Origin of the sequence: Flavobacterium galactosidilyticum, from assembly GCF_020911945.1 — a bacterium.
In the GTDB taxonomy this organism is placed as follows: Bacteria; Bacteroidota; Bacteroidia; order Flavobacteriales; family Flavobacteriaceae; genus Flavobacterium; species Flavobacterium galactosidilyticum.
Genome location: NZ_CP087135.1, coordinates 101996 through 120600 on the forward strand (window position 1 = coordinate 101996; position 18605 = coordinate 120600).

The 18605-nt window shown below is 32.6% G+C and carries 18 protein-coding genes; 6 read left to right on the plus strand and 12 right to left on the minus strand.

Annotation, left to right across the window (positions count from 1 at the left end; translation table 11 throughout):
• Window positions 1–22: 22 nt before the first annotated feature.
• Window positions 23–931, minus strand: coding sequence for an AEC family transporter (locus LNP27_RS00410; RefSeq protein WP_229942576.1), 909 nt, complete (start codon window positions 929–931; stop codon window positions 23–25).
• A 207-nt stretch (window positions 932–1138) separates the two neighbouring features.
• On the opposite strand from LNP27_RS00410, the gene meaB reads away from it, so the two are divergent.
• Complete coding sequence (meaB, locus tag LNP27_RS00415) at window positions 1139–2281, plus strand: methylmalonyl Co-A mutase-associated GTPase MeaB (RefSeq protein ID WP_428979025.1); 1143 nt, start codon at window positions 1139–1141, stop codon at window positions 2279–2281.
• A gap of 7 nt (window positions 2282–2288) precedes the next feature.
• Here meaB and LNP27_RS00420 read toward each other — a convergent pair whose 3' ends face one another.
• Together LNP27_RS00420 and LNP27_RS00425 are read right to left on the minus strand one after the other, a co-directional pair.
• Window positions 2289–2519 carry a hypothetical protein gene (locus tag LNP27_RS00420; protein WP_229942578.1) on the minus strand — a complete coding sequence of 77 codons (231 nt, stop codon included), beginning with the start codon at window positions 2517–2519 and terminating at the stop codon, window positions 2289–2291.
• A gap of 7 nt (window positions 2520–2526) precedes the next feature.
• Window positions 2527–3921 (minus strand): MATE family efflux transporter, encoded by a 1395-nt coding sequence (locus LNP27_RS00425; RefSeq protein WP_229942579.1) that lies wholly within the window; start codon window positions 3919–3921, stop codon window positions 2527–2529.
• A 225-nt stretch (window positions 3922–4146) separates the two neighbouring features.
• On the opposite strand from LNP27_RS00425, the gene LNP27_RS00430 reads away from it, so the two are divergent.
• On the plus strand, window positions 4147–4716 hold the full coding sequence (locus LNP27_RS00430; RefSeq protein WP_229942580.1) for a hypothetical protein: 570 nt from the start codon (window positions 4147–4149) through the stop codon (window positions 4714–4716).
• Window positions 4717–4768: 52 nt separating this feature from the next.
• Here the strand turns inward: LNP27_RS00430 and LNP27_RS00435 are convergent, their stop codons facing one another.
• The gene (locus LNP27_RS00435) at window positions 4769–5647 is read right to left on the minus strand and encodes a PPK2 family polyphosphate kinase (RefSeq protein WP_229942581.1); all 879 of its coding nucleotides are present in this window, start codon (window positions 5645–5647) and stop codon (window positions 4769–4771) included.
• Window positions 5648–5783: 136 nt separating this feature from the next.
• On the opposite strand from LNP27_RS00435, the gene LNP27_RS00440 reads away from it, so the two are divergent.
• The 3 genes from LNP27_RS00440 to LNP27_RS00450 all read left to right on the plus strand — a co-directional run bounded on the left by LNP27_RS00440 (window position 5784) and on the right by LNP27_RS00450 (window position 9460).
• Window positions 5784–6620, plus strand: coding sequence for a DUF6929 family protein (locus tag LNP27_RS00440; protein ID WP_229942582.1), 837 nt, complete (start codon window positions 5784–5786; stop codon window positions 6618–6620).
• Window positions 6621–6685: 65 nt separating this feature from the next.
• Window positions 6686–8551, plus strand: a complete 1866-nt coding sequence (locus LNP27_RS00445; protein ID WP_229942583.1) for a M61 family metallopeptidase — start codon at window positions 6686–6688, stop codon at window positions 8549–8551.
• A 198-nt stretch (window positions 8552–8749) separates the two neighbouring features.
• Window positions 8750–9460, plus strand: coding sequence for a DUF4369 domain-containing protein (locus LNP27_RS00450; RefSeq protein ID WP_229942584.1), 711 nt, complete (start codon window positions 8750–8752; stop codon window positions 9458–9460).
• A gap of 238 nt (window positions 9461–9698) precedes the next feature.
• Here the strand turns inward: LNP27_RS00450 and LNP27_RS00455 are convergent, their stop codons facing one another.
• The 7 genes from LNP27_RS00455 to dapF form a co-directional block, all read right to left on the minus strand.
• Window positions 9699–9983, minus strand: coding sequence for a hypothetical protein (locus LNP27_RS00455; RefSeq protein ID WP_229942585.1), 285 nt, complete (start codon window positions 9981–9983; stop codon window positions 9699–9701).
• 192 nt (window positions 9984–10175) lie between these two features.
• A complete protein-coding gene (locus LNP27_RS00460) occupies window positions 10176–10607 on the minus strand; it encodes a hypothetical protein (RefSeq protein ID WP_229942586.1) in 432 nt (143 codons plus the stop codon).
• A gap of 303 nt (window positions 10608–10910) precedes the next feature.
• Window positions 10911–11552: a peptidoglycan-binding protein LysM gene (locus LNP27_RS00465; RefSeq protein ID WP_229942587.1), complete on the minus strand. Its 642-nt coding sequence runs from the start codon at window positions 11550–11552 to the stop codon at window positions 10911–10913.
• A gap of 96 nt (window positions 11553–11648) precedes the next feature.
• The gene (locus LNP27_RS00470; RefSeq protein ID WP_428979008.1) at window positions 11649–12566 is read right to left on the minus strand and encodes a DUF2279 domain-containing protein; all 918 of its coding nucleotides are present in this window, start codon (window positions 12564–12566) and stop codon (window positions 11649–11651) included.
• 2 nt (window positions 12567–12568) lie between these two features.
• Complete coding sequence (mltG, locus tag LNP27_RS00475; protein WP_229942588.1) at window positions 12569–13609, minus strand: endolytic transglycosylase MltG; 1041 nt, start codon at window positions 13607–13609, stop codon at window positions 12569–12571.
• Window positions 13610–13694: 85 nt separating this feature from the next.
• Window positions 13695–14228, minus strand: a complete 534-nt coding sequence (locus LNP27_RS00480) for a GNAT family N-acetyltransferase (RefSeq protein ID WP_229942589.1) — start codon at window positions 14226–14228, stop codon at window positions 13695–13697.
• A 13-nt stretch (window positions 14229–14241) separates the two neighbouring features.
• On the minus strand, window positions 14242–15024 hold the full coding sequence (dapF, locus tag LNP27_RS00485; RefSeq protein ID WP_229942595.1) for a diaminopimelate epimerase: 783 nt from the start codon (window positions 15022–15024) through the stop codon (window positions 14242–14244).
• A gap of 137 nt (window positions 15025–15161) precedes the next feature.
• Between dapF and LNP27_RS00490 the strand changes: the two genes are divergently transcribed.
• A complete protein-coding gene (locus tag LNP27_RS00490; protein ID WP_229942596.1) occupies window positions 15162–16562 on the plus strand; it encodes a trypsin-like peptidase domain-containing protein in 1401 nt (466 codons plus the stop codon).
• 123 nt (window positions 16563–16685) lie between these two features.
• Here the strand turns inward: LNP27_RS00490 and LNP27_RS00495 are convergent, their stop codons facing one another.
• The gene (locus tag LNP27_RS00495) at window positions 16686–18383 is read right to left on the minus strand and encodes a tetratricopeptide repeat protein (RefSeq protein WP_229942597.1); all 1698 of its coding nucleotides are present in this window, start codon (window positions 18381–18383) and stop codon (window positions 16686–16688) included.
• Window positions 18384–18605 lie beyond the last annotated feature (222 nt).

Here is an 18605-nt window from a genome sequence, read left to right on the forward strand (position 1 = left end):
ACTTTAATGACTAATAATTAATTTAAAGCTGAAGTATAAAATACCAAAATAGTAAGGTAATAAACGATAATGGAATTCCAAAACCAATCATCATACTACACAATCGCGGCTTGAGTCCATGAGCGGAGGCAAGTATGCTTGCCGTAATCATTGGCGCCATTGCTGATTCCATAACTGCAACTTCAATCGTTTTTGAATGTTGCTGCAAAATTACAACATACAACACGTAAATGACAGCCGGAGTCAATATTAATTTATACAAAAGTCCATATCCTAAAAATCTCCAATGCTGGCTTTTCCTATCAAACTGTAATTGTAATCCAACAGATAGCATTGCTAATGGTGTCATCACAATACCTATTTGTTGAAGCGTGAACTGAATATAGTAATGAAAATCCAAGTTTAAAAAATTCATCAAACAAGCTACTAAAAAAGTAATAAAAGGTGGAAATATCGCAATTTTCTTTACAATTTGTAATCCGTTCGGTTTTCCACTGGAATACATTGTTGCTACAATAATTGCTAAAGTAGAAAGTACTACAAATGAGCCAGGCTGATCGACTAAAATAGCCGTTTTCATTCCTTCTTCTCCGTATAACGCTTGAATAATAGGAAATCCTAAAAAAGAAGTATTTCCTAAACCAGCAGTAATAATCAAACAACCAGTCAACTTTTTAGACCAGCCGAATTTCTTACTCAAAAAATTAAAGAACAAATAAGCACCTCCAAAAGTAATCCACGCAACACCTATTGGATATAGTAATTCATCGCTAGCCTCAATCTTTGGAATATAGTATAACGCTAAAGCAGGAAGACAAAAGTAAATCACAATAGTATTCAACACTTTGTACACGCTTACAGGGAATCCCTTGACATTCTGTAGAATTAGACCTAAGAATAGAAAAACAAAAATTAGGATGAAGTTGTACATATAAAATAATTGTGTACAAAAATACCAATTAAATTTAGCATGAGAATGAAGAAAAATCCATTTACATAATTAATGTATCTTTCCTATTTATTCAATGTTTAATTAGTATTTCGTGAAAAATCTCCTTTTATATTCATTAATCAACACGAATTAATAAAACAGGAAACAAAGTTTCTTTTAAGTCAAAATAAAGAGTTTGCGATGGCAATGCATTTTTTGAAAGTGTTTTTGTTTTTCTTACTTTTACATTTCAAACTATTCGCTTTGTCAAAAAAACAATATCCCAGCGCTCTAAACGAAAAAGCAGGAATTTCTCCTCCAGAAATCACTAGCCTAACTTCTATTGAACACATTCAAAATTATCGAAAAATACAACCGTCAGCGGCCGAATTAGTTGAAGGTATTCGATCGGGGAATATAACTGCTTTGAGTCGGGCGATTACATTGGTCGAAAGCACTAATAGCGATCATTTGGCTAAAGCCAATAAAGTAATAAATGCTTGCTTGCCCCATTCAGGCACCTCCGTCCGAATAGGAATAACTGGCGTTCCTGGCGTAGGGAAAAGTACTTTCATTGAAGCTTTTGGAAAATTCTTAACCAGTTTAGGTAAGAAAGTTGCCGTACTTGCAGTTGATCCTAGTAGTACGATTAGTCACGGAAGTATTCTAGGTGATAAAACCAGAATGGAAGAATTAGTAAAAGACAAAAATGCGTATATACGTCCTTCAGCTTCGGGAGAAACATTAGGCGGCGTGGCTCGAAAAACGCGCGAAACCATTACACTTTGTGAAGCCTGTGGTTTTGACACCATTATCATTGAAACCGTAGGTGTTGGTCAAAGCGAAACTGCCGTTCACAGCATGGTAGATTTCTTTTTATTATTAAAGATCTCTGGTGCTGGCGACGAACTACAAGGAATTAAACGAGGCATTATGGAAATGGCGGATGCCATTGTAATCAATAAAGCAGATGGCGATAATATAAAGAAAGCACATTTTGCTAAAATGGAATTCAATAGAGCACTTCATCTTTTTCCGGCTAAAAAATCAGGATGGACACCCAAAACTTCGACTTGTAGCGCGATAACACAAGAAGGAATTCCGGAGGTATGGGAAATTATTGAAAAATTTCTTGAATTAACGAAAGGAAATAATACCTTTTATGATAAAAGAAAAGACCAAAATCAATATTGGATGTTGGAAACCATCAATGAGCAGTTAAAACTGAATTTCTACAACCAGCCCGAAATTCATAATCTATTAGAAGATACTAAAAAAGCGGTGCAAAATAATGAAATATCACCTTTTGCAGCCGCTCAAAAATTATTAGAACAGTATTTTAAAAAATAGTGAATTATTACTCTTTCTCGTAACGCTCCATTTCACGATCATAAAACGTATTGGCTTGTTCGATCAAACCTTCCATTTCAGTATTTAATTCTCCTTCATCAAGATCCTCAGCCTCTTCCATAAACTCAACCTCATCATCTTTTAAGTTGATGATAAACCTTGGATAATCTAAGTGAATGATAAAAATATCATCGGGAAAATCAGTGTTATCCCCTAGTAAAAATTTTGGTAATTCCATTTTATTCTTATTTATTAATGCCGTTATTATCTCCTACTAAAATTAATTTCTTTGTCAATCTTACAAAGCGAATATACAAAAATATCGAGGCAGCTGTTAATCCTGCTAAAAGTCCGATCCAAATACCAATTGCCTTCAAATCTGTATACAATCCCAAGTATATTGAAATAGGAAAACCAATAATCCAATACGCAACAAAAGTAATGTACATAGGCACTTTTACATCTTGCAAACCTCTTAAAGCACCTAAAACAACAACTTGGATGCCATCTGAAATTTGGAAAAAAGCCGCAACAAACAACAGTTGCGACGCTATTAAAATCACTTCGTTAGTTTCTATTATATGACTCATATCATTTACATCGACAAATAATTGCGGTAAATACTGATGAAAAATGATGAAAATCGCAGCAAACACAATCTCAACAAGTATTGCTAATAAGAATATAGATCGTGCTACAAGTTGTAATTTTACATAATCCATTAAACCTTTTTGATTACCCACTCGTATCATTACAGCCACGCTCAATCCCATAGCAAACATAAATGTTAATGAAGCTAAACTTAAAGCAATCTGGTTGGCAGCTTGACTTGTAGTTCCTAAAACTCCCGATAACCAAATAGCTCCTGTAAATAAAGCAACTTCAAAAAACATTTGCATCGCTGAAGGCAAACCTAAGTTGATGATTTTATTCAGCATCTTTTTCTTAATTTCTTTAAAACTAAAATTCTCAAAATAAGGATGAAATTTCGGTTTTCTAATCAGGCTGTAATGCATATACGCTAACATCACAATTCTGGAAGCAATTGTTCCAATACCCGCTCCTACAATTCCCATTTTAGGAAAAATCCAGATTCCGTAAATCAAGAAATAATTGATAATCACGTTAACGACATTACCTATTATCGTGGCCCACATTGAAATTTTAGTTTCTGATTTACCATCAGCAAATTGCTTATAGGCTTGATAAATAATCAGTGGCACAAGTGAAAACGCGACAATATCCAGATAAGGTTTTGCCATTTCCACTACAATCTCTGGCTGCCCCATTAATGAAATTAATGGTTTGAAAAAGAAAATTATAAAGAAAAGCGTAAATCCTAAAATTGTGCATAAAAACAAACCATGGTGAAAAACACTTCTTCCCTCTTCAATATCACTCTTGCCATCTGCTTCAGCAGCTAAAGGTGTTATAGCGGTTGAAAAACCAATTCCTAATGATAAGGCTATGAAAACGAAACTATTACCTAGGGAAACTGCAGCTAATTCTGTTGGTCCAAGTTTACCAACCATTATATTGTCAACAATACCTACAATTGTATGTCCGAGCATACCCAAAATAATAGGATAGGCCAATCGTAAATTATAAGAAAACTCTTTTGTGTACTGGGATAAATTCACTTCATTTTTTTTAAAGGCCACAAAGGTAAGCAGAAGCTTTGAATTGTATCCCCTCAATTCAATATATAACGCTGTTATTTCATGAAATCGAATCGTTAATCTAATAATTCTGTAACAAAGCCTTTAAATGATGTAAGTGCAGATACTATTTGCTGTTTTACTTTTACACCGTTGATTTAGGTCAATAAAAACAAATAAAAAGAACCCAATTTTAAAAAAAAGATTATGAAAATCGCAGGAAAAATTAAATTAGCATTAGTATTTACAATGGCACTTTTTTTCGGAAGCCAAGCACAAGCACAAGAAACAAATTACGACCAAGGATTCCGTTTAGGATTTGGAGCAAATGTTGGATATGCAACTAACGACCCATACAAATTAGCATTAGGAGGAGATATTAGAGGTCAATACGATTTATCTAAAGTGTACTCCCTTACATTAACTACAGGTTATACTAACTTATTTGTTAGCAAAGCTGATGTTTTCCCGGGGCAAGTTGAAGGAAAAGACTTGGGGATTATCCCAGCTAAAGCAGGCTTTAAAGCTTTTGTATGGAATGATCAATTTTATTTAATGGGAGAAGCTGGTGCAGCATTTGCAGTAAGTAATGTAGATAATACGAGAGACAAAACTTCGTTATTGTTATCCCCAAGTGTTGGATACGCTACAAAGTACATCGACATTTCTTTGAACTATACACATTATAATCATTTTGATCGTATAAATGATAATGGTTCTGTTGGTAAAGGTGTAGGACAAGTAGGAGTTAGATTAGCTTACGGTTTTAAACTATAAAACAACTTTTAAAATCATAAAAAATGCGCTGAAAATTCAGCGCATTTTTTGTTTATTCCTTTGCCAAAATATCTTTGTACATTTCGATATTAGCCTTTACTTTATCATCTATTTCAGGATTTTTTATATCGGTGTGTTTCTGCATTTCTTCCCAAATAATTTTACCCACAATATAACGCGCCATTTCCTTATCGTCAGCCGGAATAACATACCAAGGAGCTGATGCTGTCGATGTGTTGTTTATAGCTTTTTCATAATAATCCATATATTCATCCCAGTGTTCTCTTTCTTTTAAATCACCCGTCGAGAATTTCCAGTTGTGTTTTCCTTCCTCCAATCGGCGTAATAAGCGCTGTCTTTGTTCTTCCTTGCTCAAGTGTAAATAGAATTTCAATACTATAATTCCGTTTTGTGTAATATGTTTCTCAAAATTCTTAATTTGCTCCATCCTATTTTGCCAAAACTCAGGAGTAATATCAGCCACTGACTCTATTCCTGGTAAATTCTCGTTCATTATATATTCCGGATGAACCCTAGTCACCAAAACATTTTCATAGTGCGACCTATTAAAAATAGCGAACTTCCCTTTTTCGGGTAAAGCTAAATAATGACGCCATAAATAATCATGTTCTAGTTCCGCTGAATTTGGTGTTTTGAAACTATGTACCACTACTCCACGTGAATTAAAACCTTTGAAAACCTCTCGAATCAAACTGTCTTTACCCGACGTATCCATACCTTGAAGACAAATCAAAACGCCGTATCTATTGTGCGCATACATCACATCTTGCAATTCACTAAGCTTCTCACTCACTTTTTCAAGCTTGTTCTCTTTTTTGTCGTCACTCGCACCAATTTCTAAATTTGTTGGTATTTGTGATAACTTAATGTTTTCAACTACTTTAAAATCATCGGGATCTATAGACTTCATAATAAAAATTTTATCTTTATAAACTCAAATATAGCAAATTTTAAGGAGCTATTTCCCGCTGTTCGCTATATCCACGCCCAAAAGCGTGGGATGCCGCTGCCATCAGGGCTAAAAACTTATTTTCAAAACACAACTAATGGATCAATTAAAACTAGAATTATTATTTCAAATCATCGGCATTGGTTCCGCCTCCGGACTCGTTTACAAAGACAATGCACTATGGATTATCGGTGACAATAGTGGCTTTCTTTATGAATATCATATGGATTCCAAAGATTTAAATCGGCATCCGTTAATCGAAAATCCATCTGAAAATATTCTTAAAAAAGATAAACCTGATTTTGAGGCCATTACCCATTTTGGCGAAGACCTTTATATTTTCGGTTCTGGTTCTACCGAAAAAAGAAACAAAATGGTTCAGATAAATGTGGCAGATAAAAAAATAATAACCACTAATGATCTTGGTGATCTATATGCCGTAATGCAAAGTTTTGGAAAAATAAAACCCGAAGATTTTAACCTCGAAGGCGCCATTTACAATGGTAAAAGTTGGTACTTACTAAATCGCGGCAACGGAAGCGCTACTAAAAATGTGCTGTTTACTATTGAAGGTGAAAATTTAACTGATCAATTTTCCGTTCTTTCAAACGACTATAAACTTCCTAAAATCAAAGGAGTTCGTACCAGCTTTACAGATGCAGTTCTGGTCGACAATACCATTTATTTTTTGGCCACAGCCGAAGACACCGTATCTACTTATGAGGATGGTGAAGTATTGGGGAGCATCATTGGAAGCATTGACTTGAAAACTATGAAAATAAAGTTTACAAAAAAAATAAGTGATAGCCACAAATTTGAAGGCTTAACATTGTATAGCCAATCTAGCGAAAAAATTGAATTTTTACTCTGCGAAGATAAAGACACGGAAGTTCTAGAAACTGATATCTATAAATTAAGCATTGACCTCAACTAAAACTTCGGAATGCTGTAACATTTATAAATCCTTATAGTCTAACCACTAAAAATAAAACAATATAGATGAAAAGAATATTTTTCGCATTAGCTTTTGCTTCCTTTTTCTGGAGCTGTAAAACTGCTGGAGTAGCTATCTTTACCAAGCCAGTTATTGAAAACGTAGCAGTTGCAATCAATCTAAATGATGTAAATGATGACAAAGTCTTAGTTACTATTACCGCACCCAAAATCAGTACGGACGAAGTAACCTATAGTATTCCTAAAATTGTACCGGGAACCTATTCTATTGACAATTACGGCAAGTTTATTGAAGATTTTAAAGCATTCGATAACAAAGGAACTGCTTTAACAATTGCGAAAACTGATGATAATACATGGTCGATCAAAAATGCAAAAACGGTGGCAAAAGTAACCTATTTAGTTAATGACACTTTTGATACTGAGAAAGGAAGTGGTTTTGGAAATAGCGATATTTTCTCGCCTGCTGGTACAAATATCGACGCTGGGAAAAACTTCATGCTCAACATGCATGGTTTTGTAGGTTTTTTTCAAGACAAAAAAGATTTACCTTATAATGTGAGCATTTCGCATCCAGCAACGCTTTGGGGAGCAACATCAATGACTGATCGTGACGTTAGCGACACAAATGACTTGTTTACAACCACGCGGTATGCGGAGTTAGTGGAGAATCCTATTATGTACGCTAAACCGGATTACACCACATTTACAATTGATGGTATGGAAATTCTAATTGGCGTGTATTCACCAACTGGAAAAGTAACAGCTGAAAGCATTACTTCAGAAATGAAAACGATGATGACCGCGCAAAAGAATTTTCTAGGAAAAATAAACGCAACAAAAAAATACAGTGTTTTACTTTATTTATCAACAATGACAGATACTGATGCAAAAGGATTTGGTGCTTTAGAACATCCTACAGCAACCACCGTTGTTCTACCTGAAATGATGCCAAAATCTGAATTAGTAAAATCAATGGTCGACGTAGTTTCACATGAATTTTTTCATATTGTAACACCATTATCGATTCATTCGAAAGAGATTCATGATTTTGATTACAATGCGCCAAAAATGTCAGAACACTTATGGATGTATGAAGGTGTTACGGAATACTTTGCTAATTTGTTCCAAATCAATCAAGGATTAATTACTGAAGAAGATTTCTTGAACAGAATGTCCGAAAAAATTGCGAACGCTAATGCTATGAATGATACCATGCCTTTTACAACCATGAGTGCAAATGTTTTGAATGAGCCTTACAAAGCGCAATATTTGAACGTTTACGAAAAAGGAGCTCTTATTGGAATGTGTCTGGATATCATTATCAGAGAAAAAAGTAATGGCGAAAGAGGAATTCTTGATTTAATGCAGAAATTATCAAATGAATATGGACCTTCAAAACCTTTTAATGATAATGAGCTTTTTGCAAAAATAACTTCGTTCACGTATCCTGAAGTAGGAACTTTTTTAGAAACGTATGTTTCTGGACCAACACCTATTCCTTATGATACTTTTCTAGCTAAAGTAGGAATTACAAAGTCATTGAAAAAAGTACCAACAAATGTTTTCCTAAAAGGACAGGTTCCGTATATCACCGTGAATCAGCAAACCAAAGAGATCATTGTAATTCCAAATAGTGAGTTAAACGATTTTTATAAAAATTTAGATTTAAAAGGAGGCGATATTATAGTCGCAATAAACGAAAAATCCTTTTCACTTGAGAATATTTACGAAATGATAAGTGTTAGCGAAACGTGGAAAGAAAATGATCCAATTGCCATCAAAATAAAAAGAAACGGCAAAGAACAAATAATCAAAGGAAAAGTAAAACTTCCTTATGAAGAAAAGGAAGGACTTAATACGACCGACTCTTCAAAAAAAGCATTGAAAGAAGCTTGGTTAAAAGGATAAGCTCACTAACAATTGAAGAAATCCCAATTTAGAAATAGATTGGGATTTTTTTTTAGAAATTTGGCACTAATACCTGAATCATATCAACAATTTTCTTTATTTTGCGCCAAAATTAAAAAGGAAATAAATTCATATTGATTTAAAGAAATCAGAAAAGAATAACGAATAATATTCCAAGAAAAATAAATTTTACTTCACATGAAAAAATCAATTATTGCAATTGTTACACTTCTTTTATTAGTTGCCTGCGACAAAAATGAAACTAAAGGCAATCTTCATATTACCGGAAATATCAAAGGATTAAAAAAAGGAACTTTATATATACAACGACTTGTGGACACTGCATTTGTAGCGATGGATACCATTATAATTGAAGGAAGTTCAACTTTCACTAGTAATTTAGATCTTAAATCACCTGAAATGCTTTACTTATTCCTAGATCGTGGGACAAGTAATTCATTAGACAATAATATACCTTTTTTTGCCGAACCTGGGAATATAAGTATCGAAACGACACTCGAAAATTATTTATCTAATGCTAAAATTACGGGTTCAAAGAACCACGAAATATACGAAGAGTACAGAAAAATAAATAGCACTTTTACAGACAAAAATCTTTCTAACATAGAGCAAAAATTCAGTGCTTTAAAAAATCAAAACGCAAAAAAAGTAGATAGTATCAACGTCGCACAAGATGCTAATGTAAAAAGAAAGTACTTATTTGCAGCTAACTTTGCTTTGAACAATAGAGATTATGAGGTTGCTCCTTACATTGCGTTATCTGACATCTATGACATTAATATAAAATATTTAGACACGATTCAAAAAGCGATGTCTCCAAAAGTAGCGCAATCACTTTACGGAAAAAAACTAACGGAATATGTTACGGCTGCTAAAAAAGAAAATTAAAACAGCTCTAATTTATTAAAATCAAAAAACCATCTTGTTAATCGCAAGATGGTTTTTTGATTTTAAGGGGTTTTTTTAATAGTAACGAAATAAATACTTTTAAAATATGTATTGGAATTAAAACAAAAGATTACAACGGCAATCTGCCCACAAAAACCCCAAAAAACATAAAAAGTTACAGTGAAAAAATAATCACCATCATAATTCCAATATATTGTTAATGTGATTTTAAATAGCATTAAGAGGTAATCAATTCTTCTGAATCATTATCGCGTAAAACTGCTTGAGCATTGGAAGCAAATTTATTTAGGTTATAAGTAGGTAAGAAATAAAATACTGCAACCAGAAAGTAGAGAAAAGAGATAAAAATCCTAAAAGAAGGATCACCAACAGCTAACATTGCATTTGCACTACAAGTCGCGGAAATTAGTGTCCCAGCAAAAAGTGCTATTAGAACAATAAACCCAATTCTTATAGAGCCAATAATCGTTAAAAAATAAGCCCATTTTGTGGTCTCTTTCAAAAGTTTCTTTACAGATTCATTTAGCTACCTATCGAGATTTACGATATTTGAATGTTCTTCCATACTTTATAATTTTAGTTTGATTTCGAATGTAAGTAAAAACAGTAAATATATTTAAAAACAAGTTTAATTATTTATGCAATAAAGACAAAAATTAGAGCACATTTAATTCAAAATTTTCAAAGAAATCATCTAACGTATAAAAAGTACCAAATAAATTAAAGAAATAATTACGGTCATCACTCCAATGTACTTGTAATGATTTTGCAAATATTTGAAAGACGCTGCTAGCATTTCTGCATCATTTTCATTAATAGCTTCTTTCATTTCTGACGAAAATTTATTCAAATTATAAACAGGATAGAAATAAATCAAAGCCATTGCTACTCTTAAAAGGGCCATCAAAATCCCCAAATTACCTCCTATTCTATACATTCCTGTACCTATTTGTCTCATGGAATAAGAAATTTTCAGCCCATATAATCCAGCGCTGAATATTAATACAATTGCGATGTAACCAATTATTGATACATAATAAGTCCATTTAGCAATTTCATTCAAAGAGTCTTTTGCAGATTCATTTAGCTTAAGATCATAATTTTCAATTTTGGATTGCTCTGTCATAGTGTATTCAAATTTTTTGGTTTAACATCAAATGTACTACTATTCTTTAGTAAAAAAACACATTTAATTTTTTATTTAATATAGCACTAACTACACGAAATACAGCAAAAAAATAACACTGTTACTGTATTCGGATTCAAAAAATAACAGCTAAATTAATAGTCAATCATCCGTATTTGCTGTTGCAAACAACTTGTTTAAAGCAGTGCGTTAACACTCATAACTTCAAAATCAAAAATTGTACAAAAACAGAAAAGGCCATCATTGTTATGACGACCTTTTCTTATAGGAATAAAATGAGTTTTATATAGTTCTTGCTTTTGCATTTATATTTGCTACGATAAACGATGTATCGTAACCACCAAACATTTTCATATAGCTTCTTATGGAGCTTCCGTACGCATCTTTAAAATTGCGTTTTCCTTTATATCTAAAAAATTTCTTTACAGATCCAGCTCCTCCAAGATGAGCAGCTGCTAAAATACCAGATTCGGTAACATGAAGACCATTGATTACTTTACCGTCGTATTTTTCAATTTCTTTTCTTAATTCCCATTTATTCTTTGCTAAAAGTGCTATAAAAGCTTTTTCTTGCAATTCTGGACTGTTCAAAAAGGCATCTTTATCATGTATGCCAACAGATTTTAAGGTTTCAATACCAAACTGGTATTTACCTATATAACCTAAAGAATTAATTTTTTTGTATTTACTTTGTGATTCTCGGAAGCCAACTGCTTCTCTAAAACCAACAAAGAAATTTCCAGTAAAAGGGATGCTCAAATTAGCGTATTCTTCTACTTCTTGAGATGGAAATAAGTAGTGTGTACCATCTTCTTCATTAATAAGAAACCAGGGGTTGGTTTCGACATTTGCAGGTTTAAAACCTAAGCTTAAAAAAACTGTAATTACAGTTAGACTTGAATAAAAATACCATTTCTTTATCATAAATTGTTTTTCTTCAAACGCTGTCCCGTTATGAAATTTCTACGCGCAAAGATACAATAAAAATATTAATACTGATAATCAAGTAGTTAAACTTTTCTAAAAGTAAACAAAGTGATATTTAGGAGCGCCGTGAGACCGCAACTCTATTGTAGGTGCCGGGATTTTTAATGTATTTACAAGCGAGAAAATGGTTTTCAAAAAAGCAGAATTTGTTTGAATTTTTTTTAAATCTACGTCCAAACTGAGGTAAAATTGTCTAAATCTTTCAGGATTTGAAGTTGAAAAAGTAGCTATATTTTGTGTGTTTCCAGTAATCATTCCATCGGCTCCATAACCTAATGCTAAATTTAACCATTTGGGTATTTTGGACTCTTTAAAAAAGGAATGCATATTGACAGAAAGCCAATAAGTTTGACCATTATAATCTTTTAGAATTTGTTCTGAAAAGGAACTTCCTAAAGCTTCTGGTCGTACATTAGCAAATGGAGTACTGTGAAAAGAAAATTTAGGAATAAGGCGCTGCTCGTTCCATAATAATTCCTGCGATATAAATAAAGCCGTTCCCGAAGCATTAGCTATTATATCGCCTGTAGAAGCGCCCCATTGTGAAGAATATCCGTCTAGAACCTCAACTGCTGTAAGAAAAGCAAAACCTAAACCTGCACCATAAAGCAATTGCTTTTGTTTAGAAGCACCGCTCCACTGCAACATTTCTGAACCAAGTCGGCCTGAATGATAGGATGAAAAAGCGTGTCCCACTTTATCCATTTGAAGCCACTCCGAATTATCATTAATAAAATGAAAATTAGAGCGAGGATAATCTGAATACCAAAGTTGGTTTAAACCTATTAAAGTACCCGCAGCGAGAACTGTTTCAGAAAGTAGTACTGTATTCTGTCTTCTTACGTTTAAAGAATCTGATGGTTTAAAGAAATCTCCAAATTGCCTATTTTGTGAATAGCCAATTTGAAAACCAAACAAAATCAGGTATAGAAGTCCTATTTTAAATTTCAAAACTATCTTTTCACGTCTTGACTGTTAATCCAGTCAGAATATTTCTTAGCATTTTTAGTATGCTCCTCATAAGTAGCAGCAAACTCATGATATCCGAAACGATCTATACTTGCACAGAAATAAATAAAATCATTCTTTTCAGGAGCTAACACCGCTTCAAGTGCTGTAATATCAGGCATAGCAATGGGTCCTGGAGGAAGTCCTAGATTATTATACGTATTATAAGGATGACTCATTGTTAAATCCTTGTAAAATACTCTTTTGATAACTTGTTCAAAATCATTCGACTTCTTTTTGATCGCATAAATAACTGTTGGATCCGCTTGTAGTGGCATTCCAGCTCTTAAACGATTCAAATAAACGCCAGCAATTCTAGGTCTTTCATCTTTTTTAACTGATTCTTTATGAACAATTGAAGCTAATATAGTCGCATCAATTGGCGTTAAACCTTGTTTTTCAGCTTTTACAACTCTTTCTTTGGTCCAAAAATTGCGGTATTCCTTAATCATTTTGTCGCGGAATTTCACAGCTGAAGTATTCCAGTACACCTCATACGTGTTTGGGATAAACATTGCTAAAACATTTTCTTCATTAAATCCATTCTCTTTTAAGAAAATAGAATCTTTAAAGGAAGTAAGCAATGACAAACTGTCAGCTTCGATTTGCGATCCTACACGTCCTGCTAAATCCTCAACTCGCTCTTGATTATTGAAAGCTAGTTTTACGGGCGAATTAAGTCGCATCGCTTTTACAATAGCGTAGCTATTCATACCTTTTGTCAACAAAAAACGACCAGGAACAACATTCTCATCATATCCTCTTTTGCTCGCTACTAAATCAAATCGATTCATGTTTTCAATGTAAGGCGAAACTATTTTCTTTACATCATCATATGTAGCAGCTGTTGGCACGTATACGTAAACTTCTTTCTCAGTAAATTTGGTATTTGCAGAAAAAATTTGGTTTAAAAGAATCAGTCCATATATCATTAACACTGATATTAAAACAACAGATACAATGGTGATAATTTTCTTTATGTTCATTTGAAGTATTTTTTATTTTTAGAAATTAAAGTAACTCTATTTTTCTTTTTTATTTTAAAATTACAAACCTTTATAACTAAAGGATTTAAAATTTAGTATTGATTAGCTGAAAAATAGCTTCGTCTTTGTATTTTCCATTTACAAAAGTCCAATCTTTTTTCACACCTATCAATTCGAATCCAAATTTAGTAAAAAGTGCTTTACTTGCTACATTTTCAGTGCCAATATTTGCATACAATTGATGTAAATTCAAAGTAGAAAAGGCGTACTCAATTAATAAATGCAATGCTTCTGATCCAATATTCTGATTTCTATTTTCACTTCCTTGAATAACGATGCCAACCCCTGCTCTATTATTCTTTGGATCAAAATCAAATAAATCTACTAAACCTACTGCGGGAAAATCCTGATCTTGACAAATAGCTAGTCTCAACTGTTTCGCTTCATATATATCTTGATGTGCATTTTCTAAATATTGTTTCACTAAAAACCGACTATATGGCGTATTGGTATTACTCACCTCCCAAATACTTTGATCGTTCTCTATACCATAAATAAACTCTAAATCATTTGGCTCCAATGCTCGGATATAAATGTCATTCCCTTTTAATGTTTTCATTTTTTAATTGCGTTTAAATCTCAATAGTTCCTTTAAAAACAAATTCGGCAGGACCTTTTAAGGTTACTTGCGTAAAAATGTTATCATCTCTGTCAAAAGAAACGATCAGTTTACCGCCTTCAACATTCAAATTTACCGAAGAAGCATCCGTCTTTCCTAGGACATTCATCGCAATGGCAACAGCTGTAGCACCTGTTCCACAAGAAAGCGTTTCATCCTCCACGCCTCTTTCATAGGTTCGCAAAGAGAACGTATGTGAGTCAATTTGTTTCACAAAATTAACGTTACTTCCCGCTTTTCCATACAAGTCACCATATCTAATTCGGGCTCCATTTTCCTTGATATTGTAATTTTCGAGATCATCAACTATTTGTACATGATGAGGTGAACCTGTATTCATAAAAACAAAATCTGGATTTACTTGTACATCTGTAACATCTATCATTTGCAAAGCAACTAATCCGTCATCACTGATAGTTGCGTGATGTAAACCATCCGTTGCAATAAAAGTAGTATGATTTTCAATTACTCCTAATTTTTTAGCAAAAGCCACTAAACATCTACCTCCGTTGCCACACATAGAACTTTGATTTCCATCAGAGTTATAATAAACCATTTTAAAATCGGTTTCCTTATTGTTTTCTAATAAAATTAATCCATCACCACCTATACCAAAACGTCTATCACATAAGCGCGCTATCAAATCAATATTCTCTTTTGGGAAAAATTCCGAACGATTATCAATCATTACAAAATCATTTCCTGTACCTTGGTATTTATAAAATTCTAATTGCATTTTATTTTTTATTTATTGACACAAAAGTACGAACTATTAATGAAATGTTAATCATTGTTAAAGAGCGTTAAACCTTAATTTATGGAATGATTTTAGTGTTAATTTTACATATAAATGTTTTAAAAAACGAAGATAATATGAAAAAAATTTCAACACTTTTACTGGTTTCGTTGCTAAGTGGAGCTGTAACACTTGGAGCATACAAAGTATTATTTGATACAAACGGCTATTTTTCACATGACAAAAATTCAGGAATAACAACGGTTGCCAATTCTTATGGTAAAAAAGTAGGTCTCTCAGCAGACGTAATTGATTTTACAGCTGCTGCTGAAAAAACAATTCATACTGTTGTTCACGTAAAAAATGTTTCGAGAAGGACAGTTAGCAACCCAATACTAGAATATTTCTATGGTTATAGAGGCGGACAGACACAAGAGCAAGTAGGAACGGGTTCTGGAGTGATAATATCTGAAGATGGATATATAGTAACCAATAATCACGTAATTAAAGGTGCTTCGGAAATTGAAATCACCTTGAATAACAAAAAATCCTATCCTGCAAAATTGATTGGAACGGATTCCAAAATGGATATCGCTTTATTAAAAATTGACGCAAAAGAAAAATTACCGTACACGGTTTTTGCCAATTCTGATTCGGTGAAAATTGGCGAGTGGGTTTTAGCAGTGGGAAATCCCTATAACTTAACTTCTACAGTAACTGCTGGAATAGTTTCAGCTAAAGCTAGAGATTTAGACACAAGCGGAATCCAGTCATTCATACAAACGGATGCAGCTGTAAATCCAGGAAATAGTGGTGGTGCGTTAGTCAACACACGTGGAGAATTGATAGGAATAAACACGATGATTTCGTCAATGACAGGTTCATACGTGGGATATTCATTTGCCGTACCATCCAATATTGCTCGAAAAATAATTGAAGATTTGATGGAATTTGGTAACGTACAACGCGGAATATTAGGCGTTGAAGGAGGTGAACTTAATGGAATTGCCTCTAAAGAATTAGGCGTTGCTCAAACTGAAGGGTTTTATATCAATAAAGTAACTAAAAACTCTGGTGCGCAAAAATCAGGTCTAGCAAAAGGTGATATAATTGTCAAACTAGACGAACAAAAGATTGCTACTTTTGCTGATCTTTCCGGCTTTATTAATACTAAAAGACCAAATGACTCAGTAAAAGTGACTTATATTAGAAATGGAAAAGAGAATGTAGTTTCAGTTGTACTTACTAAAAATGAGTTTTTCACCACTGATTTTAAAGGAATTGAATTAGAAAATATTGAAGCTGCTGATAAAAAGAGATTCAAAATTGATTATGGTGTGAAAATTAAATCAATAACAAGCGAAAGCCTAAAACAATATACTGATGAGCTTAAAGGGAATATTATTTTGAGCATTGATAATGTAAAAGCTACCGATGTAGAAACAGTGTCAAAATTATTAAGTAAAAAAGAAGAAAATCAAACCGTACGCATCGAAATGATTAATAAAAATGGAGAAATAATGCGTGTGATTATCTAAGAAATATTTGGCTTTAACAAGATTTAATAACCTTTGTTTAAATCTTATACTAAAAAAAACGCCCTCAAATAGTCAAATGCTATCTGGGGGCTTTTGATTGAAATAGAAAAAAAACTATTACATCTAAGCATTTAAACTTAAATAATGTTCTAACTTCTCATATTTTTCGCCTAATTTTTTCCTTAATCGCTGCTTTGATTTTTTAATAGCTTCAGTTGTAACTCCTAAAAGTTCCGCTATTTCAGTATTACTAAAATTAAGTTTCTGAAGTAATAGTATTCTCATATTTGAATCCGTTATTTCTTTATATTCAAATAATAACATTTGATAGAAATCAGGATGTTCTTTTTCAAATTCTCGCTTAAAAATATGCCAATTACTTTCAGTCATCAAATGTGACTCTAATAATGCATTTAGCTTTCCACTTTTCTCTTCTAAATAATGAGAAGAAGATTCCTTAACTGTAATGATTTCACTTTTTAACTTCTTAATTTGAACATTTTTATTTTTTAGATATTCAATTTGAGTGCTTAAATCTTCGTGAGCCTCAGATAATCTTTTATCCATTTCAACCTTGTCATTTTCTAATGATGTCACTTTCTGAGTATAATCCAATTGTCGCTTTTTTAATCTTTTCTTAAAATTAAAATAGATGAATAAAGCTATTAAAATGGCAAAAAATGCAATAATAGCATACATAATCTTAAAAAATGATTCTTGTTGGTATTGTAATTTTGTAGTGTTTAGTTTTTTTTCAAATTTAGTTTTGTTAAAAATCCAGCTGGCATTGCCTATTGCAATTTCACCATCTTTTGTTTTTAAAGAATCATCTAATGTCGCCAAACGCCTCCTAAGGATTAATTCATCCTCTGCGTTATTTTGCTTTTGTAAAACAGCTAATTGAAGCTTAATAATTTTATGCTCAGAAATATTAAAATATGATTTTGAACGGGCAATAAATATTGCTTTATCAAGAAACTCCTCTGCCCGTTTCAAATCATTTGTCGCTACATACAATTCTGATAAGGAAATAGCAGCATGCATCGTGTTTTTATCATTTCCACAACTTTCAGATAGCCTAATGTCTTCCTTTAATAAAGAAATTGCCTTGGTTAAATCACCCTCTTTTTGACGTACCTCAGCAATATATCCTAATGATTTTGCATAATTCAAAGTATCTCTAATTTGTTGAGATAGCTTCGCGGTTTTATAGTAATAATAAAGCGCTTTTTTTGAATCATTATTTTTAAAATAATGCGTCCCAATAGAGTTTAGCACACTGGCATATTCTGAACTGTTCTTAGCTGTATAGGCCTCTGCTAGTTCTAAATAATACATTGCCGTCTTGTAATCACCAAATGATTGTAAGATCCACGCTATTTTTTTAAAGGATTCACCCGGAAAGATCATCTCATCAGGAGCTATAACCTGCGTTTTGTTGATAACCTCTAATAGTAAAGGAGTTAATTTTACGTAATCTCGATAATTATACAAATAGCTAATATAATTGAGTTGTGTCCAAATTTCTAATGCGGGTTTTTTGTCCCTTTTTGCCCAACCAATAGACTGTAAATAATGATGATTACTTTTATGGTTTATTTGATCAAAAGCCACACTGATACCATTTGCTAACACAGCTTCGTATACGACTAGAAATTGATTGTCTTTTAATAAAGGATTTAAATATTTTTTTAAAGAAATTGTATCGGTCCCAAAATCTTTATTTTGTAATAGTATAGCTTCTATAGTTTTATTCTCTTTTTTAGAAAAAGGAATTTTTAAAACTTGTGCATTTGCTTGAAAAAAAGCAAAAAAAATCATTAAAAAAAAGTAGGTCTTTTTTTGGAGCATAGTTACTTTAAGATAGCTTAAACCTTTTCGTTTATAAAAGCCAAATTACTCTTATTTTTATTTATTACAAAACATCGTTTTAAAAGTTAAAAAAAAAATCCTAATAAAATTACACTAATACTAATTAAGAAGCAGTTATACGATTTTAAACCATTGGCAAAATTAAGTGTAATTACCCTTACCTTCTGCATT